The 21,180-nt window shown below is 40.9% G+C and carries 14 protein-coding genes and 1 riboswitch; of the genes, 9 read left to right on the plus strand and 5 right to left on the minus strand.

Annotation, left to right across the window (positions count from 1 at the left end; all coding sequences use genetic code 11):
- Nucleotides 1–593: 593 nt before the first annotated feature.
- From Xind_RS04820 to fbaB, 8 genes are all read left to right on the plus strand, one after another.
- Nucleotides 594–1,823, plus strand: a complete 1,230-nt coding sequence (locus Xind_RS04820) for an MdtA/MuxA family multidrug efflux RND transporter periplasmic adaptor subunit (protein ID WP_187649579.1) — start codon at nt 594–596, stop codon at nt 1,821–1,823.
- The gene (locus tag Xind_RS04825) at nt 1,823–5,005 is read left to right on the plus strand and encodes an MdtB/MuxB family multidrug efflux RND transporter permease subunit (protein WP_187649580.1); all 3,183 of its coding nucleotides are present in this window, start codon (nt 1,823–1,825) and stop codon (nt 5,003–5,005) included. Before Xind_RS04820 ends, Xind_RS04825 begins: the two co-directional genes overlap by 1 nt.
- Nucleotides 5,002–8,097, plus strand: coding sequence for a multidrug efflux RND transporter permease subunit MdtC (gene mdtC / locus Xind_RS04830; protein WP_187649581.1), 3,096 nt, complete (start codon nt 5,002–5,004; stop codon nt 8,095–8,097). Before Xind_RS04825 ends, mdtC begins: the two co-directional genes overlap by 4 nt.
- Nucleotides 8,098–8,105: 8 nt before the next feature.
- A complete protein-coding gene (baeS, locus tag Xind_RS04835; protein ID WP_047679560.1) occupies nt 8,106–9,512 on the plus strand; it encodes an envelope stress sensor histidine kinase BaeS in 1,407 nt (468 codons plus the stop codon).
- Between the two features lie 11 nt (nt 9,513–9,523).
- Nucleotides 9,524–10,222 carry an envelope stress response regulator BaeR gene (gene baeR / locus Xind_RS04840; RefSeq protein ID WP_047679562.1) on the plus strand — a complete coding sequence of 233 codons (699 nt, stop codon included), beginning with the start codon at nt 9,524–9,526 and terminating at the stop codon, nt 10,220–10,222.
- 82 nt (nt 10,223–10,304) lie between these two features.
- On the plus strand, nt 10,305–10,649 hold the full coding sequence (locus Xind_RS04845; protein WP_187649582.1) for a YegP family protein: 345 nt from the start codon (nt 10,305–10,307) through the stop codon (nt 10,647–10,649).
- A 187-nt stretch (nt 10,650–10,836) separates the two neighbouring features.
- Complete coding sequence (gene trhP, locus Xind_RS04850) at nt 10,837–12,228, plus strand: prephenate-dependent tRNA uridine(34) hydroxylase TrhP (RefSeq protein WP_187649583.1); 1,392 nt, start codon at nt 10,837–10,839, stop codon at nt 12,226–12,228.
- A 619-nt stretch (nt 12,229–12,847) separates the two neighbouring features.
- A complete protein-coding gene (gene fbaB, locus Xind_RS04855) occupies nt 12,848–13,897 on the plus strand; it encodes a class I fructose-bisphosphate aldolase (protein ID WP_187649584.1) in 1,050 nt (349 codons plus the stop codon).
- Between the two features lie 132 nt (nt 13,898–14,029).
- On the opposite strand, the gene thiD is transcribed toward fbaB, so the two are convergent.
- The 3 genes from thiD to Xind_RS04870 all read right to left on the minus strand — a co-directional run bounded on the left by thiD (nt 14,030) and on the right by Xind_RS04870 (nt 17,449).
- A complete protein-coding gene (gene thiD / locus Xind_RS04860; protein WP_187649618.1) occupies nt 14,030–14,830 on the minus strand; it encodes a bifunctional hydroxymethylpyrimidine kinase/phosphomethylpyrimidine kinase in 801 nt (266 codons plus the stop codon).
- Nucleotides 14,831–14,870: 40 nt separating this feature from the next.
- Nucleotides 14,871–14,963: riboswitch (TPP riboswitch) on the minus strand.
- 134 nt (nt 14,964–15,097) lie between these two features.
- The gene (gene cspE / locus Xind_RS04865) at nt 15,098–15,307 is read right to left on the minus strand and encodes a transcription antiterminator/RNA stability regulator CspE (protein WP_038269841.1); all 210 of its coding nucleotides are present in this window, start codon (nt 15,305–15,307) and stop codon (nt 15,098–15,100) included.
- Between the two features lie 780 nt (nt 15,308–16,087).
- Complete coding sequence (locus Xind_RS04870; protein ID WP_047679575.1) at nt 16,088–17,449, minus strand: amino acid permease; 1,362 nt, start codon at nt 17,447–17,449, stop codon at nt 16,088–16,090.
- 475 nt (nt 17,450–17,924) lie between these two features.
- On the opposite strand from Xind_RS04870, the gene Xind_RS04875 reads away from it, so the two are divergent.
- Complete coding sequence (locus Xind_RS04875; RefSeq protein WP_047679734.1) at nt 17,925–18,311, plus strand: helix-turn-helix domain-containing protein; 387 nt, start codon at nt 17,925–17,927, stop codon at nt 18,309–18,311.
- A 107-nt stretch (nt 18,312–18,418) separates the two neighbouring features.
- Here the strand turns inward: Xind_RS04875 and Xind_RS04880 are convergent, their stop codons facing one another.
- Entirely contained in the window at nt 18,419–19,249 is an 831-nt protein-coding gene (locus Xind_RS04880; RefSeq protein ID WP_187649619.1) for an N-acetylmuramoyl-L-alanine amidase, read from the minus strand.
- Nucleotides 19,250–19,437: 188 nt separating this feature from the next.
- Nucleotides 19,438–20,910 carry an alanine/glycine:cation symporter family protein gene (locus tag Xind_RS04885; RefSeq protein ID WP_047679579.1) on the minus strand — a complete coding sequence of 491 codons (1,473 nt, stop codon included), beginning with the start codon at nt 20,908–20,910 and terminating at the stop codon, nt 19,438–19,440.
- Nucleotides 20,911–21,180: the final 270 nt, after the last annotated feature.

Below are 21,180 nucleotides of genomic sequence, written 5' to 3' on the forward strand. Positions count from 1 at the left end.
TAACCATTCATTTTACCAGCGATTATGGAATATTATATCAACGAAAAACAAGACAAGATACGCACTTTACTCAATAATTGACTAAGGATTCCTTTAATATCCATAATTTATAGTACTATTTCATTGAACAATATTTTAAATACATTTGGTTCAGTTTTTATTTTCATTATCCCCCTTTATCACCTCTGATAATATATCGTATTTATTGATTATTTTCTGCATGCCACATTTGTATTTATCTTTTAGTTTTTTCTGTGACATTTTTGCTTTTATACAATATTTTTCAATGCCATCCTCTATTTCCTTTTTTAGGTCGTCGGGTTAATCTCTGTCCCATTCACCAGCTAAATGCTAACAAGTCTCCCTTATGAAAGCAGGTTACGTTAGACCCTTTAGCACTTCTCACGGAAACTTAAAAATTCAGCTTTTACGCTCAGATAACAATAGTATTTATTTCATTGACATAATTTCCACATTTTCTCCATGATTGGCTATTTCTCTCCAAGTACACTAATTAAATATATATTTACACTGATTTAGCATAAGATGCGTGTGACTGATTATCGGCACAATATGAAGAGAATATCGAATATATGAGCAATAAATGTCGTACCTACTTTTTTGGGTTTGCTGTGTTAGCCGTTATTGCCGCGGCTGCTTTTTTTACATGGAACTATTTTAAAAAATCAGCCACATCGGGAGAAAAATCAGCACAAGTGTCAGCATTGCAGAAAAATTCGCACCTTATTCCTCCTCAACCCGTTCAAGTGGCTACTGTTAAAATAGAGTCTGTCCCCCATTATCTGGGAGGGTTAGGAACAGTTCAGGCTGCTGATACCGTAAATGTTACCAGCCTTGTGAATGGGCAATTAATTGCTCTGCATTTTAATGAAGGCCAACTTGTCAAAAAAGGCGATTTACTGGCGGAAATTGATCCCCGTCCTTTTCAGGTCAGGCTAGCAAAAGCACAAGGGCAATATGTCAAAGATCAAGCGATACTGGCTGATGCTAAACAGAATTTAGCTCGTTATCAGCAATTGGCAAAAAACAAATTAATTACTCAACAAGATTTGGATAAGCAGTTTTCCTTAGTACGCCAGTATCAAGCCGCCCTAAAAACTGATCAGGCAGATATTGATGAACAGAAACTGCAATTAACCTATAGCCGCATTATTGCCCCTATTTCAGGTCGTGTCGGTCTGAAACGGATAGATGTTGGTAATTATGTCTCTTCCGGAGGAGAAAATCCGATTGTGGTCATCACACGTGTCAACCCTATCGATGTGGTGTTTTCCCTGCCTGAAAATGATCTCAGCACTATACTGAAGGCACAAAAGAGCAATAAAGAACTCGCTGTTATCGCCTGGGATCGCAATAACCAGTTACAACTGGCACAAGGCAAATTACTCAGTATTGACAACCAAATTGATGTTGCTACCGGCACCATCAAAATGAAAGCACAATTCAATAATCAGGATAATGCGTTGTTTCCAAATCAGTTTGTCAATATTCAGATCAAAGTGAATACACTCAACAATGCCATTGTGATCCCAAGTGCTGCATTACAGATGAGTAGTGAAGGTTATTTTGTCTGGATGGTGGATAAAGATAATAAAGTCAGTAAACATAAGGTGACTATCGGATTGCAAAACACCGAATTAGTTGTTATTAACAACAGGTTGTCCGTCGGTGACCGGGTTGTTACAGATGGTACTGATCAGTTGACAGAAGGTGCTATTATCGAGATTGTTAAGCCCCTAAAACCAGAGTCAGATAACAGCAATAACTCTGATCAGTCAAACAGTAAAGTGGAGAATACTTAATGCTTTCTGGTTCTCCAATAGCAGGGGGCGGCCCGTCCCGCTTGTTTATCTTGCGTCCGGTAGCAACCACACTGTTTATGATTGCAATATTGCTTTCTGGTATTATCGGCTACCGGATGCTACCAGTTTCTGCATTGCCACAAGTAGATTATCCTACTATTCAGGTTATTACGCTCTATCCCGGTGCTAACCCTGACGTAATGACTTCTGCTATAACAGCACCATTAGAACGCAGATTCGGGCAAATATCCGGTTTGAAGCAGATGGCATCGCAAAGTTCCGGGGGCGCTTCTGTTATTACACTGGTATTCCAGCTCTCCTTGCCATTGGATGTAGCGGAGCAGGATGTACAGGCCGCCATTAATTCAACCATTAATTTATTACCCGATGACCTGCCCTATCCGCCAATTTACAGTAAGGTCAATCCGGCTGATCCGCCTATCTTAACACTGGCCGTAACGTCTGATTCCCTGCCGATGACAGAGGTTCAGGATATGGTGGAAACTCGCGTTGCTCAACGCATTTCTCAAATCGGTGGTGTAGGTTTAGTCACTCTGGCTGGAGGACAGCGCCCTGCTGTGCGTGTGAAGTTAAATGCACAGGCTATCGCTGCACAAGGGTTAGATAGTCGTACCATCAGCAATGCAATTGTAAGTGCGAATGTAAATTCACCAAAAGGCAGTTTTGATGGCCCGACCCGTTCGATCACTTTGTCTGCCAATGATCAAATGAAGTCCATTGGCGAATACCGCAATTTAATTGTGGCCTATAAAAATGGGGCTCCGATCCGCCTGCGGGATGTTGCAACCATTGAACAAGGTGCAGAGAATACCAAACTGGGCGCTTGGGCAAATGAAAAACCCGCTATTGTTATTAATGTCCAACGTCAGCCGGGTGCTAATGTCATTGAAACGACTGATAATATTCGTTCCATGCTGCCAGAGTTGATCAGCAACCTGCCTAAGTCAGTGAATGTAGATGTTCTGACTGACCGAACTGTCACAATCCGCTCTTCAGTTAAGGATGTGCAATTTGAGTTGTTGCTGGCAATTGCATTGGTTGTGATGGTGATTTACCTGTTTTTACGCAATACAATTGCCACCCTGATCCCAAGCATTTCAGTGCCACTTTCCCTGATCGGCACATTTGCGGTGATGTACTTTTGTGGTTTTTCCGTCAATAACCTCACCTTGATGGCATTAACCATCGCAACAGGTTTTGTCGTTGATGATGCCATTGTGGTTATCGAAAATATTTCCCGCCATATTGAGCGGGGAGAAAAGCCGCTGGCTGCCGCATTGAAGGGAGCCGGTGAAATCGGTTTTACCATTATTTCACTGACTTTTTCTTTGATTGCCGTTCTGATCCCTCTGCTATTTATGGGAGATATTGTCGGTCGTTTATTCCGGGAGTTTGCAATTACACTAGCGGTGGCGATTTTAATTTCAGCCGTAGTTTCACTGACACTGACACCAATGATGTGCGCAAAAATGCTGAAAGCAGAAACGGATGTTAAACATAATCGCTTTGAGCAAGCCTGTGAACGTTTCTTTGAGTGGATAATTGCGATATATGGCACATGGCTAAAACGTGTCCTGAACCATCCTTGGATAACACTCGGTGTTACACTCAGTACTCTGGCTTTAACTGCTCTGCTCTATATCGTGATCCCAAAAGGATTTTTCCCATTGCAGGATAATGGATTAATTCAGGGAACACTGGAAGCACCACAATCCATCTCTTTCAGCGCCATGGCAGACAAACAGCGTCAGGTAACTTCATTGTTACTAAAGGATCCGGCTGTGAAGAATGTAACTACGTTTATTGGTGTTGATGGTAGTAACTCAACATTGAATAATGGTCGTTTGCAAATTACGCTTAAATCTTTCGATCAGCGTGACGATAGAATTGAAGAAATTATTCCCCGCCTGCAAGCTCAAGTGGCCAAAGTCCCCGATGTAACCTTGTATCTACAACCGACTCAAGATCTGACAATTGATACTCAGGTTTCCCGTACCCAATATCAATTTACTTTACAGGCTACTTCTCTTGATGAACTCAGTGTCTGGGTTCCAAAATTACAGGAAGCACTAAAAAAGCGTCCTGAATTGGTTGATATCAGTAATGATTGGCAAAACAGGGGGTTAGTCGCTTATATTGATGTGAATCGCGATATGGCCAGTCGGCTAGGTATTTCTATGGCTGATATTGATAACACACTGTATAGCGCTTTTGGCCAAAGGTTAATTTCGACCATTTACACACAGGCGAATCAATACCGCGTCGTGCTGGAGCAGGATACAACGCATTCACCCGGTCTTGATGCACTCAATGATGTCCGTCTTATTAGCGCTGATGGCAAGATAGTACCCCTAACCGCTATCGCTACAGTGAAACAACAATTAGGTTATTTATCCATCAATCATCTGCAACAATTTCCTGCTACCACTTTTTCATTCAATGTTGCACCAAATACTTCTCTGGAAGCAGCAGTTAATGCAGTAAAGGAAACAGAACGCGCAATTAATATACCAAACGATATCAACACACAGTTTCAGGGAGCAACATTGGCATTCCAGAATGCACTGAGTAGTACCTTATTGCTGATATTGGCTGCTGTCGTTGCGATGTACATTGTGCTTGGCATACTGTATGAAAGCTTTATTCATCCGGTAACTATCCTGTCAACACTCCCCACTGCTGGCGTCGGAGCATTATTGGCTTTAATACTAGGTGGCTATGAACTGGATGTTATTGCCATCATTGGGATTATTTTGCTGATTGGTATTGTGAAGAAGAACGCCATCATGATGATTGATTTTGCCTTAGTAGCAGAACGGGAAAACGGAATGTCACCCTATGATGCCATTTTTCAAGCCTGCCTCTTGCGTTTCAGGCCAATATTAATGACAACGATGGCTGCACTATTGGGAGCATTACCATTAATGCTCAGCAACGGAATTGGAGCTGAACTGCGCCGTCCTTTGGGGGTTAGTATGGTAGGCGGATTGATTATGAGCCAGATCCTGACCTTGTTTACAACACCTGTTATTTATCTGCTATTTGATCGGCTAGGGCACTATTACAAGAATAAATACAAGTATAAGAGTAATCCTAAGCAACAGAATGATGATCAAACAAAATTAGCGCATTCTTCTACTGACCATCAGGAGCCGCTGTGAAATTTTTCGCCTTATTTATCCAGCGGCCTGTCGCAACCACACTATTAAGCGTAGCCATTACGCTATTTGGTGCTGTTAGCTTCACCCTGTTGCCAGTATCACCATTACCGCAAGTTGATTTTCCAGTGATTACAGTTTCTGCTTCAATGCCCGGAGCATCACCGGAAACGATGGCTTCTTCCGTCACCACCCCATTAGAACGTTCACTCGGCAGAATTGCGGGTATTAAAGAGATGAATTCCAGCAGTTCATTAGGTTCCAGTGATATTTCTCTGGAATTTGAACTGAGCCGGGATATTAATGGGGCAGCACGGGATGTACAGGCAGCTATCAATGCAGCGGAAAGCCTGTTACCTTCGGGGATGCCAAGCCGCCCAACCTACCATAAGGCAAATCTTGCTTCTGCCCCAATCATGATTCTGACTTTGACATCAGATAGTTATGGTGAAGGGCAATTGTATGATATCGCCTCAACACATCTTGCCCAAAAGATTTCACAAATAGAAGGTGTCAGCCAAGTTAGAGTTGCAGGTAGTTCACTACCCGCAATACGGGTCGAACTGAATCCCAATGCCTTATTCAATCAGGGTGTGTCTCTTGATAATATTCGCGAAACTATCAACAAGGCGAATGTCAGACGCCCAACAGGGCACGTTGATACAGATAAACAAAGCTGGCAAATACAAACCAACGATGAAATCAAGCAAGCGGACAATTATGCTTCCATTATTGTGCACTACCGTAATGGCTCACCCGTTCGTTTAAAAGATGTCGCAACGGTCAAAGATTCAGTCGAAGATACCCGGGCAGCGGGAATGTCCGGCAATGGCCCCGCTATTGCGCTGATTATCCGGCGGGAATCAAGTGCAAATATCATTGAAACCATCAAGAAAATTCGTGCTGAACTCCCGGCCCTGCGAGCATCAATACCCGCTAATATTCAGCTAAATGTTGTACAGGATCGCTCTCCCCCTATTCGGGCATCCCTGCATGAAGTGGAACGGGCACTTGCCGTTGCCGTCGCTCTGGTGATCCTGGTTGTTTTTCTATTCCTACGTTCAGGACGTGCCACTCTTATCCCGGCAATTGCAGTTCCGGTATCATTGATTGGTACGTTTACGGCTATGTACTTATGTGGTTTCAGCCTGAATAACCTCTCATTGATGGCACTGACCATTGCTACGGGTTTCGTCGTCGATGATGCCATTGTGGTACTGGAAAATATTTCCCGTCATCTGGAAGCCGGGTTGAAACCAGCACAAGCCGCTCTTAAGGGAGTAAGAGAAGTCGGTTTTACTGTTCTTGCTATGAGCCTTTCACTCGTTGCTGTCTTTATACCCCTTATACTGATAGATGAGTTACTTGGCAGACTATTCCTTGATTTTGCTGTTACGCTCGCAACCGCGATAGGTATTTCACTGCTGGTTTCCCTGACTTTAACGCCGATGATGTGCGCTCATTTATTGAAATCTTCACCGGAAAAATCACTAAAAAGAACCCGCGGTTTCGGCAAAGTTTTACTGAGACTTCAGCAATACTATGGACGCTCATTAAAATGGATACTTAACCATACTCGTTGGGTTTTATTAACACTGGTTGGGATTATTGCGTTGAATGTCTGGCTTTATATCAGTATTCCAAAAACCTTTTTCCCCAGACAAGATACAGGCCAATTAATAGGCTTTGTTGTTGCTGATCAAAGCATTTCATTTCAGGCCATGCGTAAAAAAATGGAATATTTCATAGGGGTTATCAATGCAGACCCAACTGTTGAAAATATTACAGGATTTACAGGTGGAAGCAGCATCAATGTTGGTTTTATATTTATGGGCTTAAAACCATTGAGTGAACGAACAGAGAATATCGAACAAGTCATAACCCGTTTAAGGAAAAAATTATCCCGCGAGCCGGGTGCAGAACTTTATTTGATACCTATTCAGGATCTCAGCTCTGGCGGAGGCGGAGGTAACGCCAGATCTATTTATCAATTTACTTTGCTGTCAGATGATTTTTCTGAACTTCGCAAATGGACACCTATTATCCAAAAGGCCCTGAAGAAAGTACCGCAATTGACAGGAATAAATTCGGACGATGACAGTAAAGGTTCCGAACTCACCATCACCTATGATCGTGATCTGATGGCTCGCCTCGGCATTAGTGTCGCTCAAGCTAATAGTTTGCTCGGCAACGCTTTTGGACAACAACCGATTTCAACCATTTATCAACCAATGAACCAATACAAAGTAGTGATGGAAGTCGCACCTGAATATAATCAGGATGCCAGCTCTTTAGAGAAAATTTTTGTTATCAATAAAGAAGGAAAACGTATCCCACTCTCTTATTTTGCAAGCTGGCGACCAACCAATGCCCCATTAGATGTTTATCACCAAGGGCTTTCAGCCGCTTCTATGATCTCCTTCGACATCGCGGAAGGTTATACGATGTCTGATGCAACCAGAGTAATAGAACGCACAATGACAGAACTCGGTGTTCCATCGACAGTACGTCTTTCTTTTACTGGTACAGTGCAAAAATTTGAAGAAAGTCAGCGTTCTCAGTTATTGGTGATCCTTGCGGCGATTATTACTGTTTATCTGGTGCTAGGCGTACTTTATGAAAGCTATATTCATCCTCTGACCATTCTTTCCACGCTGCCTTCTGCGGGAGTCGGAGCCTTGCTGGCATTGGTGCTCTTCAATACTCCTTTTAGTCTGATCGCCATGATTGGGATTATGCTGCTGATTGGCATTGTGAAGAAAAATGCCATTATTATGGTGGATTTTGCTCTTGAAGCTCAGCGAAATGGTCGGTTAAGTGCCCAAGAAGCAATATTTCAGGCCAGTTTGTTAAGGTTCCGGCCGATCATGATGACTACACTTTCAGCCTTATTCGGGGCTCTGCCTTTGGTACTGAGTAACGGTGATGGTGCTGAATTACGCCATCCTCTGGGAATTACCATTGTTGGTGGTCTGGTAATGAGCCAGCTTCTTACGTTATATACCACACCTGTCGTCTATCTGTTTTTTGACCAACTACGTGAAAAATGGCGCCAACACAGAGCAGCAAAATTTCAGAGAATAAAGCCATCGTGAAATTCAGGATGAAAACAGGGATAGGGATCAGCGGAAAATTATTTCTGGCAATTTTTGCTACCTGTATGCTGGTACTAGTAACAATGCACTGGGGGATTCGCCTCAGTTTCCAACATGGATTCATTGGTTATATCAAACAAAATAGCCAAATGCGGGCCAACATGCTGGCAGAAGCATTGACAGAACAGTACCAGCAATACGGTAATTGGGATTTCCTGACCAAAAATGATCGCGTTATTTTTCAGATTATCCGTGATATTGAACAGAGCAGTAACAACCACCAGAAGTTATCCCCCCACAATTGGCGTACTCAGTTCTGGGTTGTTGATCGCCATATGAATCGTTTAGTGGGCCATGCGGATAATATGTCTGAAGAAACCTATCGCAAGCCTGTGATTTATCAAAATGACGTTGTTGGTTGGGTAATTGTCAGTGCTTCTGACAAAATTACCCGTCAAGCTGATATCAGTTTCGCCAGCCAACAACAAGTGACCAGTTGGATTATCGCCGGCTTTTCCACTCTGTTGGCCTTGATAGCAACTTTTTTCTTATCCCGTGGATTTCTGAAACCGGTTAAACGACTGGTAGAAGGAACACATAAACTGGCTTCCGGTGATTTTAGTATCCGTGTAGCAGTATCCAGCAAAGATGAGATTGGTCAACTGGCATCAGATTTTAATCTTCTGGCTTGTACATTAGAAAAAAATGAACAGATGCGTCAGGATCACATGGCAGATATCTCCCACGAATTACGTACTCCACTCTCTATTTTGCGCGGTGAGCTGGAAGCTTTGCAAGATGGTGTTCGACAACCGACACAAGCAACTATCCATTCTTTACTGACCGAAGTTACTATCCTGACAAAACTAGTGGATGATTTGCATTTGTTATCCCTATCAGATCGGGGCTCTCTGGCTTACCGGAAAGAACTAATAAATGTCGATGAACTACTGAAAATAGCTGTGGCTGCTTATCAGGGGCGTTTTGCTGATAAACAGATTACTCTGGAACTACATTTACCAGAAGACACCCTATTATTTGCCGATCCCAAGCGATTAACACAGTTATTTCAGAATTTACTGGAAAATAGCTTACGTTATACCGCTGATTACGGAAAAGTCGTTATTTGCGGATATATAGATCAGCAAAAATGGGGGCTGAACTGGCAGGATAGCGCTCCCGGCTTGACTGCTGAGCAATGCCAACGTATTTTTGAACGCTTCTATCGCTGCGAATCTTCCCGCAACCGTGCCAGCGGTGGTTCGGGTTTAGGTCTGGCGATCTGTTATAATATCATTGAAGCACACAATGGTCTTATCCAGGCAGAAATATCACCTTTAGGTGGTCTTAGAATTCACGTAGAATTACCTCTGGCCAAATTTTCTGAACATAAGACGCTGAATATAAGACACTGAATATAAGAATAATGAGTCCACAATATACCGTTCTGATCGTGGAAGATGAACCCAAACTGGGACAATTACTTGTCGATTATCTACAAACTGCAAATTATCAAACACAATGGTTGGTACGTGGTGATGAAGTGATTGCTCATGTCCAGCAACACCAACCCGATATTATCCTGCTCGATCTTATGCTGCCTGGGCTTGATGGTTTGTCAATCTGTAGGGAAATCCGCAAATTTTCTGATATTCCCATTATTATGATGACAGCCAAAACAGAGGAGATTGACCGCTTGTTAGGGCTGGAAATCGGTGCGGATGATTATGTTTGTAAGCCTTATAGCCCACGAGAAATAGTTGCCAGAGTGAAAACGATTTTACGTCGCTGTTATCGCCCACAAGATATCATTAGCGAACAAGGGGCTCTGACAATTGATGAAAATCATTTTCAAGCTCGCTATCTTGAACGGGTTCTGGATCTGACACCAGTTGAATTCCGGTTACTTAAGATAATATCCAGCCAGCCTGGGCGGGTCTTTTCCCGTGATCAACTACTGAATAATCTCTATAACGATCATCGTATCGTTAATGATCGCACTATCGATAGCCATATCAAAAACTTACGTAGAAAATTAGAACAATTAGATGAAGATAAATCTTTTATTCGCTCGATTTATGGCTTGGGATACCGATGGGAAGCCGAAATTTGCCGTCTGATGTGACCCTAATTTTTGTTAAAAAATTCACCTGAATAAATTTCAAGCTAAACTTAAGCTGATAATTACCCAATCAGGAGAATTTCTTATGGCTACCGGGCATTATGATCTTAAGAAAGCAAAGAACGGGCAATTTTATTTCAATCTGGTAGCAGCAAACGGTGACATTATTCTCAGCAGTGAAATGTACACCACCAAAGCGGCTGCTAATAAAGGAATCTACTCGGTACAGGTCAACTCTCCGGACAAAACTCGTCATGAAGTAAGAAAGAATAAGTCTGGCAAAAGCTATTTTGTCTTAAAGGCAAGAAATCACCAGGTTATTGGTATCAGTGAATATTATGGGAATGAAATCGCGATGAAGAAAGGTATACAGTCTGTCATGAAGATCGGAACAACAGATAAAGTACGGGATTTGACTAAACGTAATTAATTAACTGTGCCGTATTAACGGCGCGTTTCTGGCTCTTTTCCCATTTCTATTTCCCCCTATTTTCCACAATAAATTTGTGTCATCAGCGGAATAAGCGCTAAAATCCTTCTCCTTTAACCTTACCCTTAGTAATGATAAACAGATAGGGTAAGGTCTGATTTGAACTCAGACTGAGAACGTTAATAATATGTTTATTCCAGAACTACTTTCTCCCGCCGGCTCCTTGAAAAACATGCGCTATGCCTTTGCCTATGGCGCGGACGCCATTTATGCCGGCCAGCCCCGGTACAGCCTTCGTGTTCGTAACAACGAATTTAATCATGAAACACTGGCTCAAGGAATTAAAGAAGCGCATGCATTGGGCAAGCGTTTTTATGTCGTAGTGAATATCGCACCGCATAATGCAAAACTAAAAACCTTTATTCACGACTTAAAACCTGTGATTGAGATGGGGCCTGATGCATTGATTATGTCCGATCCGGGCTTAATTATGATGGTACGTGAAGCCTTTCCTGAGATGGATATTCACCTTTCTGTACAAGCGAATGCCGTTAACTGGGCGACAGTTAAGTTCTGGAAACAAATGGGATTAACACGAGTCATTCTCTCCCGTGAGCTTTCACTGGAAGAAATTGCCGAAGTCCGTCAGCAGGTCCCTGAAATGGAGCTTGAAGTTTTTGTTCATGGCGCACTCTGTATGGCCTATTCTGGACGCTGCCTGTTATCAGGCTATATCAACAAACGTGACCCCAATCAAGGCACCTGCACCAACGCCTGCCGCTGGGAATATAATGTGCAGGAAGGAAAAGAAGATGAAGTCGGAAATATCGTCCATATTCACGATCCCATCCCAGTCAAAAATATTGCGGTTAAAAATGTGGAGCCAACTCTGGGAGAAGGTGCCCCGACAGACAAAGTATTTATGATCGAAGAAGCCAAGCGTCCCGGTGAGTATATGAGTGCATTTGAAGATGAACATGGCACCTATATTATGAACTCTAAGGATTTACGCGCAATTGAGCATGTAGAACGACTGACCAAAATGGGCGTTCATTCATTGAAAATAGAAGGCCGCACAAAATCTTTCTACTATTGTGCCCGTACTGCTCAGGTATATCGCCGTGCCATTGATGATGCAGTGGCTAACAAACCTTTCGATCCTACATTAATGAGTACACTGGAAGGTTTGGCGCATCGAGGTTATACAGAAGGCTTTCTGCGCCGTCATACTCACGATGCTTACCAGACTTATGAATATGGTTATTCAGTATCGGACACACAGCAATTTGTCGGAGAATTTACCGGCAACCGGGTCAATGGCCTGGCAGAGGTGGCAGTAAAAAACAAATTCCTCGTTGGTGACAGCCTTGAAGTTATGACCCCTGCGGGCAATATCAACTTTATATTAACATCAATGACAAATAAAAAAGGCCAGTCCATCGAAGTCGCGCCGGGAGATGGTCACATCGTTTATCTGTCTGTTCCGGTAGAAATTGAACTGAATTTTGCTCTGTTGATCCGCAATCTCAAAGGAAGTAATACCAGAGCACCGCATGTTAAAATGGATCCTTTAAAATAATCTGGCATGGATTTTAAAGAAATAGTTCCATTTTTTTAGAAACAGATCACATCAATACTATTTTATTTCTCGTATTATCAGTTCTGAAAAATGAAGAACTAAAAAAGTTTCACTGTAAGACTAGGAACCACCTCCTTGGCTAGCTCAATCTCCCTTGGGCTAGCCTTTTTCTTTTATAGGAAATGAGTTAAATTCAAACAATTAACCATAATATCAAACTTCAGGTAACCATTGATTAAATTAATAATTATTAGATTTCTTTTGCCAAAAATTGACGTACATTTAATAACAAAATTAATTGTAAATAAAAAAACCATCTCAGATAAATATTATTCATATTTATTCAAATTTCTGAAGAAAATTTTAGAGAAATATATTTTCGATTAGCCGATCAAAAAACGCTTTGAAATACTTATTCATTACAGATTGCGCCAACATTATTTCATTGCACACATCTGCATAACGGGTATGGAATAGTGAAATTTTAATAAACATAGCATTAACTATAAAAAATAGCTTCGACTGAAGCGATCCACTACCGTTTCCCTCTCTGCTTATCTTGTACTCAGTACAAATATAAACAACAATCAGTAGCGCCTTTTGCAAACTGGAGTTAAACATGACTGATATAGTGAAGTTGTTAGGAAAAGACGCAGAAAGTTTATTGCAACATCAATGCAATACCATTTCACGTGAAAATCTTTACCTTCCAGGCACAGATTTTGTCGATCGTGTAATGATTGAAAATAATCGGCCAAACTCTGTATTGCGCTCAATGCAAACTTTGTTTAATCACGGGCGTCTGGCTGGAACTGGCTATCTTTCAATTTTACCGGTTGATCAAGGTGTTGAACACTCGGCAAGTGCTTCTTTTGCAACCAACCCACTCTATTTTGATCCTAAAAATATTGTTGAATTAGCAATCGAAGCAGGATGTAACTGCGTTGCCTCAACTTATGGTGTTCTGGCATCCGTCTCTCGCCGCTATGCCCATAAGATCCCGTTTCTAGTGAAACTGAATCACAACGAAACGTTGAGCTATCCAGCTCAATATGACCAAACCTTGTATGCCAGCGTTGAGCAAGCCTTTAATATAGGGGCAGTTGCAGTTGGTGCTACGATTTATTACGGCTCTCCCGAATCACGCCGCCAGATAGAGGAAATTTCTGCCGCTTTCGAACGAGCGCATGAATTAGGTATGGTAACTGTGTTGTGGGCCTATTTACGCAATTCAGCTTTCAAAAAAGATGGCGTTGATTACCATACAAGTGCCGACTTAACTGGTCAGGCAAACCACCTGGCAGCAACTATCGGCGCAGATATCGTTAAGCAAAAAATGGCAGAAACCAATGGCGGATATACCGCAATCAGTTTCGGGCACACAGATAAACGTGTCTACACTGATCTAACAACAGATCACCCTATCGACTTAGTTCGCTATCAACTCGCCAACTGCTATATGGGACGTGCAGGTCTGATCAATTCTGGCGGAGCTTCCGGGATGAATGATCTAAGTGATTCTGTCCGTACCGCAGTCATCAACAAACGTGCCGGAGGTATGGGACTGATCCTGGGACGCAAAGCATTTAAGAAATCAATGAAAGAAGGCGTTTCACTGATCCATTCTGTTCAGGATGTGTATCTCGACAAGAGCGTCACCATCGCCTGATAGAATTTGTTTAATTTACTGTATTGATTAAAAATGGGGATATGAAATCCCCATTTTTAATCACAATACCACGATATTGTTGTGATAATTCCTACTACTGTTTATTACCACTACTATTTATTACCACATTTCCTACCACCATTGATGAAAATGATGTACAGGCCCTATTCCTTTCCCGACATCTAGCGTATCAGCCTGCATTAAAGCATTCTGCAAATAGGCCTTTGCCACGGGTATTGTACTCTGCCAATCGGCATAACGTGGCCGCAGCGCTGTAAGAGCAGCCGACAACGTACAACCCGTTCCATGTGTATGGCGTGTATTCACTCTGGGAGCCGTAAAACGCCACTCTCCTTCAGACGTAAACAGCCAATCCGGGCTTTCTCTATTGTCCAAATGCCCTCCTTTCAATAAAACAGCCTGGCATCCCATCGACAACAATTCGCGCCCTTGGTGCAACATTTCATCTTCTGTTTCAGCAAGAGAGCATTTCAACAACGTTGCGGCTTCGGGCAAATTTGGTGTAATCAAAGAGACAATGGGCAATAATAATTCCGTCATAGCTTTTACCGCTTCCTGCGATAATAAAGGATCACCGCTTTTAGCCAGCATAACGGTATCTAACACGATATAAGGAACCGGATAACGGTGGAAAGCTTCTGAAACAACATGAACATTGGCAGAATTAGACAACATACCGATCTTAACACTATCTATTCTGACATCTGAAAGTACAGATTCAAGTTGGGCAGAAATAAAGCCAGGTTCAATATCATAAACTGTCTGCACTCCTGTTGTATTTTGCGCAACGAGAGCTGTTATTACAGTTGTTCCATATACGCCAAGTGCAGAAAATGTTTTTAGATCAGCTTGAATGCCGGCACCACCGCTAGGATCGGTTCCTGCAATGGTTAACGAATTAATTCTCATGATGGTAGTTCCTACTACCAGCCCAAGAAAAACGGGTATCAAACCAGAGATACCAAGACTTCCCTACGCTGGCATTATCCAGATCAGGTAATACGGGTACTTCTCAGTTCATTTAAGAACGCCCCGAGCCAAAATAAAAATCACTCTATTAGTATCCCAATAGAGTGATATTTGCAATATGTTATCGTTAATTAATGGAAAAGATTAACGATAGATATATTCAGCCAGCCACCAGCATACCAACTAAAATAAATTTTTTACTACTTCTTACTATAAAGTCGTGACATTTGCAGCGGCTGGGCCTTTAGGACCATCCTGAATTTCAAACTCAACTTGTTGGCCTTCGGACAATGTTTTAAATCCATCTTTCATAATTGCAGAAAAATGTACAAATACATCTTTGCTGCCATCAGCTGGAGTAATAAAACCAAAACCTTTAGACTCGTTGAACCACTTCACAGTACCAGTGATTTTTGCCATTTCAAAAATTTCCTTTGAATCACTTTATTCGCCGATTGGCATAAAAAGAAACAAACCAGTATTCGTTGCTGCTATTCATTAACAGAAACAGTACTTCGTTTACCCAGATGTTTTATCACATACTCTTTATATAATCGCAAGCCATTTTTTTCAGGTGCACGAGCTAACGCACATATTTTAAATTCTTAATATCTATTCTGGTTTAATATTGTTCGGAAGCATTTATATTACATAACCATATGAATTAACAGAAAAATAAAACATTAACTTGATGAAATCATTTTTACTTATTTAATATATAATTCTGTTTTCTACACCTATTAAGAGGTACTCTAGTGAGTTATAACTTTCAAAATAAATTGAAGAAGCAATAAAACGATAGCTAATTTTATGTTAATGTTTGAAAGTAAAATATGATTACTCCAAATTCGGCTAGTTTACGTTTTGTTTAGCCTTTATTAAATATTGTTCAATTAAAATACTCATACTGTAACTTTTAAACTCCTGCTATTCTCGCAACTTGTCAGATGATTACATAATGTTTATAACACCGGAGTGATTGGACTTTAAATAAAAAATTGTTCATATATCAACCTACAGTAAATATCATTATAAGATAACATTCATTTTATATGCAATTTTTCAGGGAGGTTTTTTAACCAATTTTCTTTTGCTGAAATAACACTTTACCATAACGCTCTAATAAAATTAGTTTCATTATAAAATTCAGCCGGGCATTATACCCGGCTGGAAAAGTGTTCGTATTTTCAGCAAGACAATTTATGTCTTAACCTTATTTGATTTGGAAGATAAATAACCTACCCATAATATTCCAATCCAAAACGGCATCAGAATAACTGATATACGTATATCAGGCATCATCAGAATAATAACAAGAATAAAAGCCAAGAAAATCAAACAGAGAAAATTACCAAACGGATACCAAAATGCCTGGAATTTTGTCTTAACACCTTCTGCATTTTTTGCAGCGCGAAATTTCAAGTGTGATATACAGATCATAATCCAGTTAATCACCAGCGTTGTAACTACCAATGCCATCAAAAGCTCAAATGCTTTACCAGGCATAATATAATTAATCAATACGCCTATTGATGTAGCCAACGCCGATAATCCAATTGACAAAACGGGAACACTACGTTTGTTCACTTTCGTCAAAATACTCGGTGCATTACCTTGTTTCGCCAGGCCATATAACATTCGGCTATTACAATAAACACCACTGTTATAAACAGACAACGCCGCAGTCAATACAACAATATTCAGGACATTTGCGACCCAAAAACTATTCAGGTTATGGAAAATCAAAACAAATGGACTGCCTCCCTCCACAACATCCTTCCACGGATAGAGAGAAAGTAAAATAAACAACGAACCGATATAAAACAGCAAAATACGATAAACAACCTGATTGGTTGCCTTTGGTATATTAACTTCGGGGTTTTCAGCCTCCGCGGCAGTGACCCCGACAGTTTCCAAGCCACCAAATGAAAACATGATAACAGCCATTGCCATAATCAGGCCGACAACGCCATTAGGCATAAAACCGCCCTGCTGCCATAAGTTAGTTACACTGGCCTGTGGCCCTCCCGTGCCAGAAATGAGCAGATAAGAACCAAAAAGGATCATTCCAATGATAGCTGCAACTTTGATAATAGAGAACCAAAACTCAGCTTCCCCATATAACCTGACATTAATCAAGTTTACAGCATTAATCAGCACAAAGAATATCGCAGCAGAAATCCATGTTGGAGTTTCAGGCCACCAATATTGGATATACATACCAACAGCGGTGAGTTCCGCCATCCCGACAAGTATAAACATTGCCCAGTAATTCCAACCGGATAGAAACCCCGCAAAATTACCCCAATATTTATATGCAAAGTGGCTAAACGAACCCGCGACTGGCTCTTCAACAACCATTTCACCCAATTGACGCATTATCAAAAATGCAATAAACCCACTAATGGCATACCCAAGAAGAACCGAAGGCCCGGCCATTTTTATCGTTTGAGCAATGCCCAAAAATAACCCTGTTCCTACTGAACCACCGAGAGCAATAAGCTGGATATGCCTGTTCTTTAAACCACGCTTAAGCGTAGATTGTTCTATTTGTCCTGTCATCTAGTCCTCTTTATGATGCTTGGAACTGGTTTAAACTATTTTATTTGTCGTTGTGGACCTGAACAGGCCGAAGAAATCTTATATTTCCTCTATCATTGTGTATTCTGTGTGTGATCTGTCGTAGTCAAACTACCCTGGTGTGGTTGCTACCAAGACAGATTCTGATTTTAATCCAATACTTAGTTTACTAATTCAAATCAAGTGAATATTAAAGCATCATTCACGAAGAATGAATACCGAAAATGAATGTTAACATACATACTTGCAAGAGAATTATTGGGATGTATATCAAAAAAACAAATATTGGATAATAGTGCAGCTTCCCAATTCAAATCTTCAATCACAGTGCTTGTAATACATATCCAGATCCAATAAGCATAAAATTAGGCGTACTATTATCTATTAAGCATAAAACTAAAATCTTGAAAAAAAGTTGTGTATACTTCCTCTCACCTTTAACCAATTTATAATTGTAATGCCACAGGATAATCACTTAGCACTTGTATGTGCACTAAGTAAATGGATAGAAAATCACCTTGGGCGAGTCATCCATCTTGAAGAACTTGCCGCTTACTCTGGCTATTCACTTTGGCACATGCAGAAAATATTCAAGGAAGTTACCGGGATCTCACTTGGTAAATATATACGCCAACGTCGATTAGCGGGTGCTGTGCACCTTCTGAAGAACAGCGCCCTACCCATTTTTGATATCGCCCTGGATTTTGGCTTCGGCTCTCAATCTCACTTTACTTATATGTTCCGTAAAGAATATGGCATTACACCTTACGACTTTCGTCAAAGTACCGATATAGAACTCGAAGTTAAACTTCCTCTGCATCTGACTTACAATTGCCAATCATGAAACACGCTATTTTGCGGCCAGATATTGATATCAGGCCGCAATCTCACCAACCCTAATCTCTCTCAATCATAAGACAGCATGATACAGCTACTACATTCATGATCATTTTATTTGTACTTTTCGACTAATGCCAAAGCTATCGCTTCAGTTTCTGCATCGGGATTACCCTGAATATCTGACGGACGAAAATGCATCTGAAACACCTGAATTATCTTCCGAGTATCTTCATCCAGAAAACCTGTCTGGGGAATGGAATAGCCGTAAGCAGATAAGGCTTTTTGTATTCCAATAACAGGAACCAAAGTATCTGGCAATCTGCTGGCTAAGTATCTATTTACTGTAGCAAGATCAGGCCAAGCACCAATGCCTTGCTCATAGAGCTCCCGCCACGGAAAAACAGGACCTGGATCTTCTTTCCGAAGTGGTGCGATATCAGAATGGCCAACCACATTCACTGCCTCGATTTTATGTCTGCGAATGATATCTTTTGCCAATCTAATCAAGGCATCAATTTGTGATGGGTGATATATGCACCACTCTTTTTTTAAAAAATGTTGCTTAAAACCACAATTGACAATTTCTATGCCAATAGAATAACTGTTTAAATTCTTATACCCTCTCCACTCACTTCTACCTGCATGCCAGGCTTTTTCTTTCTCAGAGGATAATTGAAAGATAATCGGCTCATTATTCTTATAATTAGGCTGAGATGGGATCAGATATTGAACACCGACATTACCATTCGTCAAAACTTGTAGAGAGTTCCGATCATTCAGTGCCGTATAGTGCAACACAAGAAATTTGACCGATTCAAGGTCCTGCCTGGTCGAATATGAATAAGAATGGTCAATAAGATAATTGTTTCTTTCTTCTAATGGAATTTGATGACCGCAACCAATCAATAGTGTAAGGAATACACCTATTAAAATTTCTCTCATCATATTAAAACAATAATAACCGAAAAAAATTGAATGATGTGCTACATAGCGTAGATGAAATTACAATAAAAACAAAAGCCGGATATCAATTGAATACAGAATATCCGGCTAATACATTTATTTTCTTAGTTTTATAAATTACTGCTTCTAACGATATCCACTATCTTCGTTATTGTAAACGACACTGATTAATGAATATCTGCCTTAACCTCAACTCGCTTCTGGTTATTCTGAACTGAGTTGTTATCCCAGATACCTTCTTCAACTTGCTTTTGAATTTCTGGATACATATTGATATCGAAGGTTGGCAACCGACCTGCTCTCCTTTGCTGGTTATAATCCTTCGCCAATTTCATCGCAACGCCTGATAACAAAAGAATAGCAACCAAGTTCACAATAGCCATACAAGCCATGGATATATTCGCCATATTCCAGACTAATGGCACATCTGCCATTGTACCAAACATCACCATACCTAACGCAGCCAGACGTAAAATGAACAGACCTGCGGTGTGGTTACGCTCCAAGAATATCATGTTACTTTCAGCATAAGCGTAGTTAGCAATAATTGATGTAAAGGCAAAAAAGAAAATAGCAATGGCAACGAAAGTTGTTCCCCAATGCCCAACTGCAGATGATAGTGCGCGTTGAGTCAATTCAATCCCACTAATAGCCGTGACATTTTCATTAAGGATACCTGAAGAAAGGATAATGATTGCTGTAGCACTACAGATGGCGATCGTATCCATAAATACCCCCAACATCTGCACATATCCCTGAGAAGCAGGATGTGGAGGATATGGAGACGCAGAAGCCGCTGCATTTGGTGCAGAACCCATTCCCGCTTCATTCGAGAACAATCCCCTTTGAACCCCTTGCAGCATAGCTTGGGAAACACCATATCCCAACGTTCCTGCTACCGCTTCCTGAAGACCAAAGGCACTCTTAATAATTAATGCAAATACATCAGGAATACGTTCAATATTGTGACCAACAACCCAAAATGCCAATATTAAATAAGCCCCCGCCATAAATGGCACAACGAATTCAGCAACTCGTGCAATTGAACGCAATCCGCCGAAAATAATCATGCCACTAATGATGACTAATACAATACCGACATACAAGGGTTTAATATCGAAGGCAAAGGAAGCTGCTTCCGCAATTGAATTTGCCTGAACGGCATTGAATACAAGACCAAACGCGATAATAAGGAAAACAGAAAACAATATTCCCATCCATCGCTGCTTCAACCCTTTCTCCATATAATAGGCCGGGCCACCACGATAATTTCCTTGATCGTCTTTCGTCTTGTACAACTGGGCAAGCGTGCTTTCCACAAAAGAAGTTGCCATACCAATAAATGCAACAACCCACATCCAAAAAATAGCCCCCGGACCACCAGCAGTTATTGCAATTGCAACCCCTGCAAGATTACCTGTTCCTACACGTGCCGCAAGGCTGGTACATAAAGCCTGAAAAGATGAGATACCTGAACTATCTGATTTATTACTATGTTTCAGAACTGAAAACATGTGACCAAAATGACGAAGCTGTATGAAGCCAGAGCGTAGTGTGAAGTAAAGGCCAACCCCCAAAAGCAAGTATATTAATACGTAGTCCCAAAGAATGCTGTTAATGCTGTTAATCAGATCCATCAAGATATTTTCCCCTTAGTAGTTAGCAAACATTAGCTGACCATAAATGTAGTATCCATAGAGAATTTATTGTGCTTAATATTCTTTATAATTAACAAGTAACACAATTCTGTGCATGAAACACAGAGATACTAGCCAGTAAAACGGAAAGAATGTAACACAATATCTATTTCAATGGGTAACTTTTAATGAATTTTTTACATTTACTTTAGCATTTATGAATATTTACATTAAGTTACATGAGTTCCCGCAGCCCAATTTTAAGCCCCTTAA

Source organism: Xenorhabdus indica (genome assembly GCF_014467235.1).
GTDB classification, from domain to species: domain Bacteria; phylum Pseudomonadota; class Gammaproteobacteria; order Enterobacterales; family Enterobacteriaceae; genus Xenorhabdus; species Xenorhabdus indica.